This window comes from Citrobacter sp. Cf072, from assembly GCF_030334485.1.
GTDB lineage: Bacteria > Pseudomonadota > Gammaproteobacteria > Enterobacterales > Enterobacteriaceae > Citrobacter > Citrobacter freundii.
On the sequence record NZ_JAOWDX010000044.1, the window covers coordinates 541,053 to 556,220 of the forward strand.

14 protein-coding genes are annotated in these 15,168 nt (G+C 54.3%); 3 read left to right on the plus strand and 11 right to left on the minus strand.

Annotation, left to right across the window (positions count from 1 at the left end; all coding sequences use genetic code 11):
* Window positions 1-10 precede the first annotated feature (10 nt).
* On the plus strand, window positions 11-1,057 hold the full coding sequence (fbpC, locus tag OGX66_RS11600) for a ferric ABC transporter ATP-binding protein (protein WP_003838618.1): 1,047 nt from the start codon (window positions 11-13) through the stop codon (window positions 1,055-1,057).
* Window positions 1,058-1,165: 108 nt separating this feature from the next.
* Here the strand turns inward: fbpC and mmuM are convergent, their stop codons facing one another.
* The 9 genes from mmuM to OGX66_RS11645 all read right to left on the minus strand — a co-directional run bounded on the left by mmuM (window position 1,166) and on the right by OGX66_RS11645 (window position 11,327).
* Complete coding sequence (gene mmuM, locus OGX66_RS11605; RefSeq protein WP_086550913.1) at window positions 1,166-2,098, minus strand: homocysteine S-methyltransferase; 933 nt, start codon at window positions 2,096-2,098, stop codon at window positions 1,166-1,168.
* Window positions 2,085-3,488, minus strand: a complete 1,404-nt coding sequence (gene mmuP / locus OGX66_RS11610) for an S-methylmethionine permease (RefSeq protein WP_088903371.1) — start codon at window positions 3,486-3,488, stop codon at window positions 2,085-2,087. Before mmuP ends, mmuM begins: the two co-directional genes overlap by 14 nt.
* A 274-nt stretch (window positions 3,489-3,762) precedes the next feature.
* Window positions 3,763-4,977, minus strand: coding sequence for a 3-(3-hydroxy-phenyl)propionate transporter MhpT (mhpT, locus tag OGX66_RS11615; RefSeq protein ID WP_088903372.1), 1,215 nt, complete (start codon window positions 4,975-4,977; stop codon window positions 3,763-3,765).
* A 68-nt stretch (window positions 4,978-5,045) separates the two neighbouring features.
* Entirely contained in the window at window positions 5,046-6,059 is a 1,014-nt protein-coding gene (mhpE, locus tag OGX66_RS11620) for a 4-hydroxy-2-oxovalerate aldolase (protein WP_003021379.1), read from the minus strand.
* Window positions 6,056-7,006: an acetaldehyde dehydrogenase gene (gene mhpF / locus OGX66_RS11625; RefSeq protein WP_003838629.1), complete on the minus strand. Its 951-nt coding sequence runs from the start codon at window positions 7,004-7,006 to the stop codon at window positions 6,056-6,058. Before mhpF ends, mhpE begins: the two co-directional genes overlap by 4 nt.
* Window positions 7,003-7,812 carry a 2-keto-4-pentenoate hydratase gene (mhpD, locus tag OGX66_RS11630; RefSeq protein ID WP_286511541.1) on the minus strand — a complete coding sequence of 270 codons (810 nt, stop codon included), beginning with the start codon at window positions 7,810-7,812 and terminating at the stop codon, window positions 7,003-7,005. The genes mhpF and mhpD overlap by 4 nt, the downstream gene beginning before the upstream one ends.
* 9 nt (window positions 7,813-7,821) lie before the next feature.
* Window positions 7,822-8,688: a 2-hydroxy-6-oxonona-2,4-dienedioate hydrolase gene (mhpC, locus tag OGX66_RS11635; RefSeq protein ID WP_016149676.1), complete on the minus strand. Its 867-nt coding sequence runs from the start codon at window positions 8,686-8,688 to the stop codon at window positions 7,822-7,824.
* 28 nt (window positions 8,689-8,716) lie between these two features.
* Window positions 8,717-9,661 carry a 2,3-dihydroxyphenylpropionate/2,3-dihydroxicinnamic acid 1,2-dioxygenase gene (gene mhpB / locus OGX66_RS11640; protein ID WP_071684854.1) on the minus strand — a complete coding sequence of 315 codons (945 nt, stop codon included), beginning with the start codon at window positions 9,659-9,661 and terminating at the stop codon, window positions 8,717-8,719.
* A gap of 1 nt (window position 9,662) precedes the next feature.
* Window positions 9,663-11,327, minus strand: coding sequence for a bifunctional 3-(3-hydroxy-phenyl)propionate/3-hydroxycinnamic acid hydroxylase (locus OGX66_RS11645; RefSeq protein ID WP_049002701.1), 1,665 nt, complete (start codon window positions 11,325-11,327; stop codon window positions 9,663-9,665).
* A 191-nt stretch (window positions 11,328-11,518) separates the two neighbouring features.
* On the opposite strand from OGX66_RS11645, the gene OGX66_RS11650 reads away from it, so the two are divergent.
* Window positions 11,519-12,331 carry a DNA-binding transcriptional regulator gene (locus OGX66_RS11650; protein ID WP_003838640.1) on the plus strand — a complete coding sequence of 271 codons (813 nt, stop codon included), beginning with the start codon at window positions 11,519-11,521 and terminating at the stop codon, window positions 12,329-12,331.
* A 165-nt stretch (window positions 12,332-12,496) separates the two neighbouring features.
* On the opposite strand, the gene OGX66_RS11655 is transcribed toward OGX66_RS11650, so the two are convergent.
* Both OGX66_RS11655 and OGX66_RS11660 read right to left on the minus strand, forming a co-directional pair.
* Entirely contained in the window at window positions 12,497-13,570 is a 1,074-nt protein-coding gene (locus OGX66_RS11655; protein ID WP_088902676.1) for a hypothetical protein, read from the minus strand.
* A gap of 22 nt (window positions 13,571-13,592) precedes the next feature.
* The gene (locus tag OGX66_RS11660; protein WP_032948651.1) at window positions 13,593-14,315 is read right to left on the minus strand and encodes a hypothetical protein; all 723 of its coding nucleotides are present in this window, start codon (window positions 14,313-14,315) and stop codon (window positions 13,593-13,595) included.
* A 418-nt stretch (window positions 14,316-14,733) separates the two neighbouring features.
* Between OGX66_RS11660 and OGX66_RS11665 the strand changes: the two genes are divergently transcribed.
* Window positions 14,734-15,075, plus strand: coding sequence for a hypothetical protein (locus OGX66_RS11665; RefSeq protein ID WP_054528128.1), 342 nt, complete (start codon window positions 14,734-14,736; stop codon window positions 15,073-15,075).
* Window positions 15,076-15,168: the final 93 nt, after the last annotated feature.

Here is a 15,168-nt window from a genome sequence, read left to right on the forward strand (position 1 = left end):
GGAGCGCACTATGACTCAGAAAAATTTCGTTGAACTGCGCAACGTCACCAAACGATTTGGCAGTAATACGGTAATCGACAATATCAACCTCACCATCCCGCAGGGGCAAATGGTGACGCTGCTCGGCCCGTCCGGTTGTGGCAAAACCACCATTTTGCGCCTGGTCGCCGGGCTGGAAAAACCGAGCGAAGGGCAGATTTTCATTGATGGCGAAGACGTCACCCATCGCTCAATTCAGCAGCGTGATATCTGTATGGTGTTTCAGTCCTATGCCCTGTTCCCGCATATGTCGCTGGGAGAGAACGTGGGTTACGGTCTGAAGATGCTCGGCGTATCCCGCGCTGAGGTGAAAGCCCGTGTCAAAGAGGCACTGGCGATGGTCGATCTGGAAGGATTCGAAGAGCGCTATGTCGATCAGATCTCCGGCGGTCAGCAGCAGCGCGTAGCGCTGGCCCGCGCATTGATCCTCAAGCCGAAAGTGCTGCTGTTTGATGAGCCGTTAAGTAACCTCGACGCCAACCTGCGTCGCAGCATGCGCGACAAGATCCGCGAACTGCAAAAGCAGTTTGATATCACCTCGCTGTACGTCACCCACGATCAAAGCGAAGCCTTTGCGGTTTCCGATACCGTGCTGGTGATGAACAAGGGACACATCATGCAGATCGGTTCACCGCAGGATCTTTACCGCCAGCCCGCCTCGCGCTTTATGGCAAGTTTTATGGGTGACGCCAACCTGTTCCCGGCCACCTTCAGTGACCAATACGTTGATATCTACGGCTACCACCTGCCGCGCCCGCTGCACTTTGATACGCAAGGCGAAGGCATGGTCGGCGTGCGCCCGGAAGCGATCACGCTCAGCGATCGCGGCGAAGAGAGTCAGCGCTGCGTGATCCGCCACGTGGCCTATATGGGCCCCCAGTATGAAGTCACGGTGGAATGGCACGGGCAGGAGATCTTATTGCAGGTCAACGCTACGCGTTTACAGCCGGACGTCGGCGAGCAGTATTATCTCGAAATCCATCCGTACGGCATGTTTGTTCTGGCGGATGCAGCATAACGTTTTGTGGCTTTGTAGGCCGGATAAGGCGCTTGTGCCACCATCCGGCAATGCCTGATGCGCTGCGCTTATCAGGCCTACATTGAACGATGCAGGCCCGATAAACTCTCAGCTTCGCGCTTTTAGCGCGGCAATATCCGCAGGCGTGGTGCGACAGCACCCGCCAATCAACCGTGCGCCAGCGGCCTGCCACTGCGGCAGATAATCCGCCAGATGCGCACAATGCTCACCGTGATGATGCCAGGTTTTGCTCACGGCATCATACTGCTCGCCCGAGTTCGGATACACCACCAGCGGCAGCGCCGTTAAACTGTGTAAATGCTGCAACGCAGCGGTGGTGTTTTCCAGCGCAATGCAGTTAATACCTAGCGCCACCACCTGCGGATAATCCGCCAGCAACGCAACCACGTCACGCAGCGGCGTACCGTCGCTCAGGTGCTCGCTGTCGCGCAGGGTAAATGAGAACCACGCCCGCGCACGCGGATATGCAGTCAATAACTCAGCCAGCGCGCTAATTTCGGCAAAATTTGGCAGGGTTTCACAGGCCAGAAGATCGGCCCCGGCATCCAGCAAGGCTTCCACGCGCGGGCGGTGAAACGCCTGAAACTCTTCAGCGCTACGTTGGTAATCACCACGGTATTCAGAACCATCCGCCAGATACGCACCGTAAGGCCCGACCGATCCTGCTACCAGCAGCGTGCCCGCCTGCGGGTTCTCTGCCAGATACGCTTCGCGGGCTTTACGCGCCAGCTCCACGCTTTTGCCAATCAGCGCTTTCGACTGCGCTTCATCCAGATCTCGCGCGGCAAAGCCCGCCGGCGTCGCCTGATAGCTGGCGGTGATCGCGCACTGCGCCCCCGCCCGGTAGTAATCGAGATGGACTTCGCGGATAAGCTCCGGATTTTCGACCAGCACTTTGGCTGACCACAGACTATCGGCTAAGTTACAGCCACGCGCTTCCAGCTCCGTCGCCATCGCACCATCGAGCAGCAGGAAATCCTGTTTATCGAGGATGGCGCTTAACGGATTATTCTGCGACATGTTCGGGCTCCTGTTTGGTTTTACGCGGTTGAGTAAGGAAATAAGCACCATAACACACTGCCACAAACGGTAACCCGCACCACAGCGCAATTCTCTGCGCTGGATCGAATGCCAGCCCGACACAAGCCACCAGGCACAGCACAAATCCCAGTACCGGCACCAGCGGATACCACGGCGCGCGATAATGCAATTCACTCAATGCCTTACCCTGCTGCAGATGACGGCGGCGAAAGACGAAGTGTGAAGCGCAAATGCTCAGCCACACCGCCACCACCGCAAACCCGGAGATTGCCGACAGCGCGACAAATACCGTATCCGGGGCCACCACGCTGGAAAACAGCGCCAGTACACCACCGAGCATACTGACCGACAGCGCCGTCAGCGGCACGCCGTTTTTCGTTACTCGCGCAAAACAGGCCGGTAGCGTACGTTCATTCGACAGCGACCACAGCATGCGCCCGGAGGCATACAGCCCGGAGTTCGCCGCGGATAGAATAGCCGTCAGGATCACGAAGTTAAAAATATCGGCGGCGTAAGGAATACCCACCTTCTCAAACACCAGCACAAACGGGCTTTTCTCCACGCCCGCCTGCTGCATCGGGATCAGCGCCGCCAGCACAAACACGGTGCCGATAAAGAAAATAATCAGCCGCGCGATAGTGGCACGAATCGCTACCGGAATGACCTTGCGCGGGTTTTCTGTTTCTCCGGCGGCAATGCCGATAAGCTCGGTTCCCGAAAAAGCAAAATTCACCGCCACCATCGTCATCAGGATCGGTAAGCCACCGTGTGGGAACCAGCCTTCCGCCGTGATATTACTCAGTCCAGGCGCGGGTGAGCCATCCTGCATCGGGATAAAACCAAAAATCGCCGCCCCGCCGAGGATGATAAAGGCGATGATAGTGACCACTTTTACCAGCGAGAACCAGAACTCCCCTTCGGCAAAAAAGCGCGTGGAGATGATGTTCAGGCCAAAAATAATCGCGCAGAACACCACACACCAGACCCAAACCGGCACCTGTGGAAACCAGTACTGCATACAGAATCCGGCGGCGGTAAAACTCGAACCCAGCGCTACAGTCCAGGTCAGCCAGTAGAGCCAGGCCACGGTATATCCCGTTGCGGGGCCGAGATAACGCGCAGCATAAACGTGAAACGCCCCGGTCTCCGGCATCGCGACCGACAGCTCGCCCAGACACTGCATAACCAACCAGACCACCAGCGCGCCAATCAGATAGGCCAGTAGCGTTCCCGCCGCCCCGGTGGTGGAGATGATGTACCCGGTATTGAAGAATAACCCTGTGCCAATCACGCCGCCTAAGGAGAGCATTATCAGGTGACGCGTTTTCATTGTGCGCTTCAGTGGCGCATTTTGTTGTGTTGTTTGCATATAACCTTCTAAACGTATGGACATCTAAACATCCGAAGAAGGTTTGTTATACCGTGTTTGTTAACAGAATGCAAAGTCAACCCTGCACCAGGCGCAAATGCCCGCGCCGGGCGCTTAATATCGGGTGGGGATTAATAATCAAATACAAAAAGGGCCGCCAGCTCATAACGCCTCCGTTGCCAGGCTTTATGTAAACTCTGGCAACGTCCTCATCGACTGGCGTTCACCCGGAAGTGGGAACCGTATCTCCCTGCTCATACTACCGAATGAGCGCTTAAGCACCGCTGGCAGGGATCGGCATCTGCGATTTGCGGCTCATCAGGATAAATACCGCCAGCCCTGCCAGCAATATCCCCGGCGCAGAAGCCGCCATCACCCCTACCGTTCCGGTGCCGAGCGCTAACATTTTCCCTGCCAACAACGGACCGCTCATTGCACCCAGACGCCCGACGGCGACAGCGGTACCCACGCCGGTGGCGCGGATCTGCGTGCTGTAAAACAACGGTGCCAGCGCATACAACACGCTTTGCCCACCGGTGGCAAACATCCCCGCCACAAATCCCGCCATCAGCATGCCGCTCAATGACGATACCGTGCCCAGCGCCAGCAGTGATGCCAGCATCCCGGTGTAGATCAAAAGTGACATCACCACCGGACGCAGTTTGTCCATCAACGCCCCGAGAATTAACGTCCCACTGGCCGCACCGATTTGCAGGGCAAACATCACGCCTGCCGCCTGCGAGGGCTGAAAACCCTGCTCGACCAGCAGCATCGGCAGCCAGTTGATCAGCATATACACCACCAGCAGGGTAAAGAAATAGCACAGCCACAGCAGCAGCGTGGCTGTCGCGGTGGTTGGCGCAAACAGAGCCCGCAGCGGCGCGGCAGCCACCTGCGTTTGTTGGGTATAAACCTGTGATTCCGGCAGCCAGCGTATTAACAGCGGAACCAGCAGCAGCGGGATCACCCCGCCGACCCAGAACACGGTTTGCCAGGCAGAGGCCAGACCGCTAAACCCGAGCGCTGCCGCCAGCGCCGCGCCAATCGGCACACCGCAGTACATCAGGCTCACCGCCGTACCACGAAAACGCGGGCCCGCCGCCTCAGAAGTCAGCGCGATCAGATTCGGCAACGCCGCACCCAACCCAACACCGGTCATCAGGCGAGCAAACACCAGCGATGAGAAATCCCAGGATATCGCCGTCGCCAGTGAGAACAGGCCGAACAGCGCCACGGAGGCAATAAGAATGCGTTTGCGGCCATAGCGATCGGCCAGCATGCCGCCCACCAGCGCGCCGGGCAGCAGCCCAAGAATGCCCGCGCTGAAGATCCAGCCCATCTGCATTTTATCCAATGCAAACGCATTGGCGATACCGACGGCAGCGATCCCGGCGGCCTGTAAATCCAGCCCTTCCATCAGGGCGACTAAAAAACACAGCCCGACGGTCAACGTCAGGCGGGATGAGGATGCGGGGGTACGGGTAGTCATAAGATGTACCTCTGAGGTCACGATGCAGGTGAATCGCGGCTGATACGTTGCCAGCCGCGTAATCATTTTTATTTTCTGTTGCGCAGATCCAACGCCACGTCGACGATCATATCTTCCTGGCCGCCCACCATCCGGCGTTTGCCCAGTTCAACCAGAATATCTACCGCGCTCAGGCCATAACGCGCCGCCGCCACTTCGCAGTGGCGCAGGAAGCTGGAGTACACGCCGGCATAGCCCAGCGCCAGCGTTTCGCGGTCCACCCGCACCGGGCGGTCCTGCAGCGGACGCACCAGATCGTCGGCGGCGTCCATCAGCGCATACAGATCGGTGCCGTGCTGCCAGCCAAGCTTATCCGCCGCGGCGATAAACACCTCCAGCGGCGCGTTGCCTGCGCCTGCGCCCATACCGGCCAGACTGGCATCGATACGATCACAACCCTCTTCTACCGCAGCAATCGAGTTCGCCACGCCAAGGCTCAGGTTGTGGTGGGCGTGCATCCCGGTTTCTGTTTCCGGCTTCAGCACCGCTTTCAGGGCGCGGAAGCGGTCACGGATATCAGACATGTTCATCGCCCCGCCTGAATCGACCACATAGATACAGGTCGCACCGTAGTTTTCCATCAGTTTCGCCTGCTGTGCGAGGTTTTCCGGCGTGGTCATATGACTCATCATCAGAAAGCCGACGGTGTCCATGCCCAGTTCACGCGCATACTGAATATGCTGGGCCGACACGTCCGCTTCGGTGCAGTGGGTCGCCACGCGTACGACGCGCGCCCCAGCCTGATACGCATTTTTCAGGTCATGAATCGTGCCGATGCCCGGCAACAGCAGCGTGGCGATCTTGGCGTGCTTGACCACGTCCGCCGCCGCTTCAATCCACTCCAGGTCGCTGTGCGCGCCAAAGCCATAGTTAAAACTGGAACCCTGCAGACCGTCGCCGTGCGCCACCTCAATGGAATCCACCCTCGCGTCGTCCAGCGCTTTGGCAATCTGGCGCACGTTTTCCAGCGAATATTGATGACGAATGGCGTGCATGCCGTCGCGCAGGGTCACGTCAGAGATATAGAGTTTTTTACCGTTCATGCTGCTTCTCCTGCCTGACGAGTGAGTGACTGCGCCATTTTCTCAGCGGTCGCCAGCGCGCTGGAGGTCATAATGTCGAGGTTGCCCGCATAGGCAGGTAAATAGTGCGCCGCGCCTTCCACTTCCAGATACACCGCGGTTTTCAGCCCGGAGAACTGACCGATGCCCGGCAGATTGACCGGTTTATCCTGCGGGATGACTTCAAACTGGACACGCTGTTTCAGACGATAGCCCGGCACGTAAGCCTGCACCGCCGCCGCCATCTCATTAATCGATGCTTCAACTTCAACCTCAGAGGCCGCTTCGCTCAGCACATACACCGTGTCGCGCATCATCAGCGGCGGCTCGGCCGGGTTAAGGACGATAATCGCTTTACCTTTTGCCGCCCCGCCAACCACTTCAATCGCCTTCGAGGTGGTTTCGGTAAACTCATCGATATTAGCGCGCGTGCCAGGACCCGCAGATTTACTGGCTATCGAGGCGATAATTTCGGCGTAATGGACTTTTGCCACGCGAGAAACTGCCGCCACCATCGGGATAGTCGCCTGCCCGCCGCAGGTCACCATATTAACGTTCTGCTGATCAACGTTGGCCTCCAGATTCACCACAGGCACGCAGTACGGGCCGATTGCCGCGGGCGTCAGGTCGATCAGGCGGATCGCTGGTTTAACGGCGCGCAGCGCGGCGTCGTTTTTCACATGCGCGCCTGCGCTGGTGGCATCAAAAACAATGTCGATGTCGGCAAATTCCGGCATGGCGATAAGCCCTGTCACCCCTTCATGGGTGGTGGCAACGCCCATGCGTCGGGCACGCGCCAGACCATCAGAATCTGGATCGATACCGACCATCACCGCCATTTCCAGATGCTTCCCGTGACGCAGAATTTTTATCATCAAATCGGTACCGATGTTGCCGGAGCCGATAATGGCGACTTTACGCTTACTCATGACTGACTTCCTCTTGTAACCGCCGCTGAAAAAGTGGCGGCAACTGAACCAATACCGTCGATATGGGCCTCGAAACGATCGCCCGCATTCACCGCCACCATCGGGCCTAACGCTCCGGTGAGAATGATATCTCCGGCACGTAGCGGCTCGCCGAGGCTGGCCATTTTGCGCGCCAGCCAGACGGCGGCGTTGATCGGATGTCCCAGGCATTCGCTGCCGCGCCCGCTGGACACTTCTTCGGTATTGCGCGTCATTTTCATCGCGCAGTTTTTCAGATCTAATCCTGCCGGACGCTGTGCCGGGCCGCCGACCACATACACCCCGCAGGAGGCGTTATCCGCCACGGTATCAACAAACTTGATTGACCAGTCACGGATACGGCTGCCGACCACTTCCAGCGCGGGCAGCACCCACTCGATGGCGTTATACAGCTCGTCAAAAGTAGTGTCGGCATTGGGCAGATCGCGGTTCAGCACCAGCGCGATTTCCGCTTCAATACGCGGTTGCAGCACGCGCTCAAACGCAATGGTGTCGTTATCGCCGTAGCACATGTCGGCAAACAGCGTACCGAAGTCCGGCTGATCGACGCCAAGCTGCTGCTGCACTTTCGGGTGTGTCAGCCCTACTTTGCGCCCGACCACGCGACGCCCGCGCGCCACTTCATACTGCACGTTGATGCGTTGAATGGCGTAGGCCGCTTCGGCGTTATCCACACCAATCAATTCACGCACTGGGGCGATGGCTTCCCCTTTTTCTTCAGCCTGACGTAAATCGGCGGCCAGCTGCTCAAGATTATGATTCGTCATGTCCGTTCCTTAAGGGCGTGCGAGGAAGTTCAGCACCAGCTGGTTAAAGGCATCCGCATGCTCCCACTGCGCCCAGTGTCCGCAGTCGCGGTAGATATGCAGCTCAGAACCTGCAATTCCGGAGAGCAGGCGCAAACCGGCATCCATCGGCACAAAGCGGTCATTGCGTCCCCAGACAATCAGGGTCTGGGCTTTGATTTCACCCAGACGCGGGCTGAAATCCGGGAACTGTTTCGGGTTGGCCTCCAGACTCTGGACAAAGTTTTCCAGGTGATCGCGACGCGACAGCATGTTATTCAGGCGTGCCTCAAACAACGCCTCGGTCAGGTCGCTGGTGTCGAAGACAAAGATCTCCATCATCAGCTTCAGGTTCTCGATGGTCGGCTCGCGGTATAGCTGATTCAGGCGCTTGATACCTTCGGTCGGCATCGGGGTAAACAGACTCATGCCGCCCGTTCCGCCACCCATTAGCACCAGTTTGCCCACGCGCTCCGGCCAGCTCAGGGTAAACGCCACAGCACTGTGACCGCCCATCGAGTTACCCAGCAGGTGGACTGTTTGAATATCCAATTGATCGACTACGCTTTTCAGAATGCGAGCGTTGAGATCAGATCGCGAACCGCGGTTAACGATCCCATCGCTTTTGCCCCAGCCAGGACAATCCAGCAGGATCACCCGGTATCCGGCCTGTACCAGCGGATCAATATTGCGGCTGAAGTTTGCCCAGCCCGTCGCGCCAGGACCGGAGCCGTGCAGCAGCACGACGGTCTCTTCACCCTGTCCACAGTCATTGAAATGCACGCGTAGTGTTTCGCCTGCTTCCTGCACCTCCAGAAAACGACTGGTAGCGGCTTCGGTTTGCGGTTGGTAAGTCATGATGTTCTCCTGCATATTCAGTTCTGTTTTAGTTCTGCGTAGTGGCACTCAGAGAGCCGAATCCGGCGATCCACTCCGGGATCGGGCGGTAATAACGACCTTCGCTGCGCCAACTACCAAAGGCAGAAATGGCGGCAAAGGCGGCAACCCAGGTTTTAACTTCGTGCGTTGATTTGCCCGCCATCGCGGACAGCTCTTCGTTACTGACCGCGTCCAGCTCCTGCAAACGCCCCTGCTCAAGCAGGCTCATAAAGCGGTTATCCCAGACAGGGTTCAGCGGGTGCAGCGTGTTTTGATCGGCCACGAACTTCTCGGCGGCGCTGATCACCCGCTGCTGGCGCAGCTCGCGCTCGTTTTCAGGTAACTGTTTGCCGCTGCCGAGCAGGCGGTCACGCATATGGGCATCAGCCTTCGCCAGCTCCGGGACCGGCGGTTGATGCGATAGACCACCGGAGCCTAAAAACAGCACGCGCTTATTCAGCGAGCTGGCGAAACGGCCAATCGCTTCACCGAGCATGCGGGTACGCTGAAAGCCCGGCAGCGGCGTGGCGACGCCGTTAATAAACACCGGCAACACCGGCACCTTATCCAGACCGCCGAGCAAAAACTCCAGCGGCTGCGCGAAGCCGTGATCGACCTGCATGTTGTAGGACACGGCAAGATCGATGCCGCTTTTCATCACCGCGTGGGCGCAGGCTTCAGCGAGATCTGTCGGCACCGGCAGTTCCCCCGCCGCGCTGCCGAAATCGCCGATCGCCGTGGCTCTCACGCCTAAACAGAACGGCGGCATCACATCGTAAAAAAAACCGTTGTAGTGATCGGGGGCAAACAGCACTACAAGTTCCGGGTCGAACGCCGCAATACGCGCCCGGGCGCTGGCGATCACGCCGTTAACCTCGTCAAGCACAGCCTGAGCCGGGTCGACATAGCCCACCAGCGGCGAGTGGGAAAGACAGTGAAGATAAGCGTGCATATCAGGCAACCTTTTCAACAGGAATATCGGCAGTAGCGCGGGTAAGCGTCATCACCGACGCCAGTTTATTCAGGGTGCTGCCCAGGGTTTGCGGAATGGCGATGGCGGCCACGAAGCGGTCCGGGCGCATTACCACCAGCGCGGCGTTATGCTGGGCAAACCACGCGCGCAGGCGGTTTTGCGTATCACCAATGCGGGTAACGCCGTCGTGGTTATCCTGATCGGTATGTATCTGCGTATCCGGCACGACCTGGATAAAACGCGTCCCCAGCGCCTGCCACTGTTGGATCTGCGACTCGCTCATGCCCCATAGCGGGTTACAGCCCCAGCCAATCACCGCGAAATTCGGTCCAATAACGTTGTCGAGCAGCGTCACTTCGCCCGATTCCAGCGTCACCTTCGGCTGGATAAACATCTTGCCGACCGGAGACGTTCTCGCGTCACCCTCACGCACCAGTGCTCCAACATGGTATTGCGGCATCGGCTTAAAGCGCATTTCGAGGAAGTAGCGTTTGACCGGCGGAATATAATTCAGCAGCCAGGAAACCCCGTCGCGCACCGCGCCGTGCCAGCGTTTTGGCGGCGCCAGCACGTTGCCAGCGGTCACGGAGAGATCGATCATCGCTTTGGCGTGGTCGCGGCGTTCCTGCTGGTAGGTATCCAGCAGCTCATCACCGGCTTTGCCCTTAATGACCAGCGCCAGTTTCCACGCCAGATTGAAGGCATCGCGCATGCCGCTGTTGTACCCCTGCCCCTGCCAGACCGGCATAATGTGCGCCGCGTCGCCCGCCAGCAGCACGCGGTCAATGCGAAAACGTTCGGCCAGACGGGCGTTATGGGTATACACACGCTGGCGGATCAGTTCGACGTTGTCCGGGTTCGGCAGCACTTTGCTCAAAAGCTGGCGCATATTTTGCGGCTCGCTGAGCTGCGCTTCGGTTTCTCCCGGCATCACCATAAATTCAAAGCGGCGTACCGCGTGCGGCAGCGCGGCGGAGACATACGGGCGCACCGGATCGCAGCACAGATACACATGCGGTGTGCTGAGCGGATCGTTGGCAATATCCACCACAATCCACTGATTCGGCGCGGTTTTGCCTTCAAACGGCACATTCAGCGAGCGTCTGACGTTGCTGCCGCCGCCGTCGCATGCCACCAGCCACTGGGCCTTCACCGTTTCGCGCTGGCCGTCCGGAGCTTTCAGATTCAGCGTTACTTCACCGTTCTGTTGGCTAAAGGCTTCCAGTTCGCGGGAGAACAGGCAGCGCACGTTGGGAAAACGCGACAGCCCTTCCAACATCACCGCATCCACCTGTGGTTGAATAAAAGCATTGCGGCGCGACCAGCCAAATTCGTCGGTCATCGGCTGGATATCAGCAAAGCAGCGGCCTTTCGGCGTGAGAAAGCGCATCGCGTGCCACGGCGTGGTGTGCGGCAAAACGCGCTCGACCAGCCCCACAGACTGCATGGTGCGCAACGCTTCATCGTCAATGCCGATGGCTCGGGGATAGTCGATCAGCGTGTCGAGCTTCTCCACCACCAGCACGTCAATGCCCATCTGGCCAAGATAGTTGGCCATCATTAGCCCCACCGGGCCGGCACCAGCAATCGCCACCTGAACGGTGTGCTGCACAGCGGGTTGGATATCCGGGTTTTTTGTTGTCATTTCAGAACCTCACGACTCGGACAAAACGCAATTGCGGACCCTGGTGAGGCGCAATTTGTTTTGTTAAAAATATGTGAATAATTTTTTGTTGTGCGGTCAGTATAGGAGTGAGTTTTTGCGCTACAATCAAAACATGCCTGGATGTGCACTAAGTGCACAACGTTGTTTTACCTGTAGATTTGTCAATGAATATGAAAAATGACGAGAGCACTGAGTACAAAACCGTACGCGGATTAACGCGCGGATTAATGTTATTAAATATGTTAAACCGGCTCGATGGTGGGGCCAGTGTTGGCTTACTTGCTGAGTTAAGCGGCCTGCATCGCACCACGGTCAGACGGCTGCTGGAAACCCTGCAGGACGAGGGTTATGTTCGGCGCAGCCTGTCCGATGACAGCTTTCGCTTAACCATTAAAGTCCGCCAGCTCAGCGAGGGATTTCGTGACGAGCAGTGGATTTCCGCACTCGCCGCCCCGCTGCTGGGGGATTTGCTGCGCGAGGTCATCTGGCCGACCGACGTTTCCACGCTGGATGTGGACGCGATGGTGGTACGTGAAACAACCCACCGCTTCAGCCGCCTGTCGTTTCACCGGGCGATGGTCGGGCGTCGTTTGCCATTGCTGAAAACCGCATCCGGCCTGACCTGGCTGGCATTCTGTCCGGAGAATGAACGTCAGGAACTGATTGAAATGCTGGCCTCCCGACCAGGAGAAGAGTTCCAGCTTGCGCGCGAACCGCTGAAGCTCAATGCCATTTTAACCCGGGCGCGAAAAGACGGTTTTGGCCAGAACTTTCGCGGCTGGGATCAGGAGGAGAAAATCGCTTCTATCGCCGTCCCCATCCGCAGCGAACAGCGAGTGATCGGCTGCCTGAATCTGGTGTATATGGCCAGCGCCATGACCATCGAACAGGCCGCGGAAAAGCATCTTCCAGCCTTACAAAAGGTGGCGAAACAGATAGAGGACGGCGTCGAGTCGCAGGAGATTTTGGTGGCCGGGAGGTGAAGTGGATCACAGTTGTTGGCGGTGAGAATCCGCGCAGGATATGGGTTGGTACGAAGATCAGCTTGAGGTCATTTCTGGTTCGTTTACGCTGCAATTGGTACATAAACGGCAATCATCGTTGAAACATTCGAGGATTGCCATTGGGATTAAAATCATAACGATGCATTACACAGGCTGATTAAATTCGACATAAACCGTATAGTTTTCATCTTGCTCTCGATTGAGATCCACACTCGCGCCAGCTGAGCCTTTAAACCCATTCATGCCAAATCCTAAACGACTCTCTTTGTTTGAGGAAAATACACTCTTCTTTTTCAGTTCCAGTTCCGCACTTAAGCAGCCACCTATTTCTCTGGCAAATACAATGCTTTCCCATGATGGTTCATACGGTAACCAACTGAATTCTTTTCGTTCCAGAGTCATACCTTTTACCCATTCGCGCCCCGCTAAAGTAATTACTCGTTTATCACTACCGATATTCGTCGTAGCTGATTTTAAACTTATGTTAGCCTCAACTGAACTAACAGGAAGTTCCGCGTCTATTTCTGCTTTCGCAGCACTTAATAAATTCGACTTATTTTCCTTGCGAAACTCTATTTTCGTCGCCCCCAGATTTACAAAGACCCTGATCATCTCAGCTTCTCGTTCCTGAAGTAGGATATCATCTAAGCTATCACTGAGAATATAGAGATCCTTTTTAGACTCATTATCCTCTGACAGAGGGTGTCTGATGTAAGCCTGGTTTATCTGCGGATGGCCAGGTTGAAAACGATAATTTGCCCCGATGGCCGTTTCTATGGACATACTTATACGTTTTAAATATTTATCAAATGAACTCGCAGACTGTCTCAAGCTGGCAACGGAAACATCTTCTTCATCTTTTTTCGAAAATAATTGATATAAAGAATAGGCGGCAGGGGCTGCATTAACAAGAACTGCCACAGGCAAAGGCAGTAATCTTGCAGCCATCTCAAGAGCAATATTTGCCACCAGGGGATTTATCATTTTACGGTCACTATTTTCTGGTTCACCTCCACTCTTAGAAGACGAAAATGACTTACCCTTCTTCACTGTATTTTCAAGCGGTATTTCTTCCCCTTCGGAAATTAACGTCGTTATTATTTCTTCAGTCGAAGGTTCATCCTGAAGATCTTCATCCACAATAAATATTAAGTTTCCCATAATATCCCCAAGCATATAATCAGCTCTGGTTATATAGACAATCAAGCCTATATTCATGTCAAGTTTTTTTACAATAAATTCAATTATTTATATAATTTCTGCATTCATCAGATCTTGCAAACAAATCATCATCTCGACAAGCTATTCTAATAGCATCGACAAGATTATCATTACTGATGGGAGTCCAGAAATTATTAACAATTAGATATTTTTGACGTTTAACTCCATCTCTAACATTTAACTTTATTAATACAGATTCAAGCTTTTCCATATATTTATTATTTGATTTGGTTTTATATTCTGCAAATACCACAGCATATTCAGGTTCTGCATAATCTCTCGCTACCAATGGAGGAACAAGAAAATTCACTTCAGACCTGGCATCCAATATGTAGCCATTCATTTCCTTATACTCATATGCAGGCATAGAGGATGTATTTCCGCCGGGTATTGAAACACCATTTTTAGTGAACACTCCCGTGACGTCTTTAGTAATCCGATATATTACTTTTTGTGTCAGATCAGGGACTATTCTGAACTGTTCTATAACCTGATCGGTCGAACTTTTATTCGTTAAGTTAAATTCATAATTCCTACCCGAGGATTTAACATATTTAACTTGTACATCCCCTGTCAAAAAATCGAAAATATAGTTGCCAAGGAATGCAAGCAAACCAGTAGCTGCAAGCCATAAAATAAAACCATTAATTTTTTTGTGAAATGGTATACGAACAGTCTTATCCTTAGAATTCTTTTTGGATGTGTTGGAACGAGGAGGCCTTTGTTTGTTATTCCTTGCCATTTGTAATTATCACCCTAATATTCTGAACTTGATAGATGAATAGTTGTAATATGAATTCTGTTTCAAGCTAAATATAACCATCCACGTAGATTGCTTCCTATGTTACTTTACTAGTATTTTTTTACAATAGCTTGTAGGGTCAAAGCGGCTATAAGTAACTACCAAATTTAGTTGATATTTGGAATTATTAAGAATTTTTAAGATGCTGAAGAAATTTTCTTACATATGTCGCAATGCATTCTTTCACTCTTGCCAGATTATCTAAATCCTTAGGTGCTGGATGTCTATAGAGGGTTAAGAGGGAAGTTAAAGTAGCCGGATTTCAATGCCTCTTTCAGGAGCGCTGATGTTTAGCAGTGGGTTGTCATAAGGCGCTATATTAGTTTATACAGATTATTTTATCATTAAAGGAGATGTCATGGGTGTTGAGTTTCATATAACAAGAGCTGAATTTTGGGCAGATAATGATGATGCGCAGATAACATCTGATGAATGGCTTCACTACATTAATAGCGATAATGAATTAAGCAGATATATTATAAATGGCGATTATCACGCCTTGTGGTCAGGCCCCTCGTTATACGCAGAGCCATGGCTTGACTGGAGCGCAGGTAATATTTATACAAAATGGCCAGACACATATCTTTACAGAAAGATGTTGGGGATTGCAAAAAGCCTCAACGCCCAGGTAATGGATGATGATGGTACAATTTACAATGACGAATCACAGTGGGAATACGATCCTTTATCCTCGGGCTAATGACAGTTTAACAAAGAAGCCCAGACCCGCCGCATATCTACTCCAGACTCACAGCAATCACATACTGAATATAAAAAAACCGAAACCCCGCTC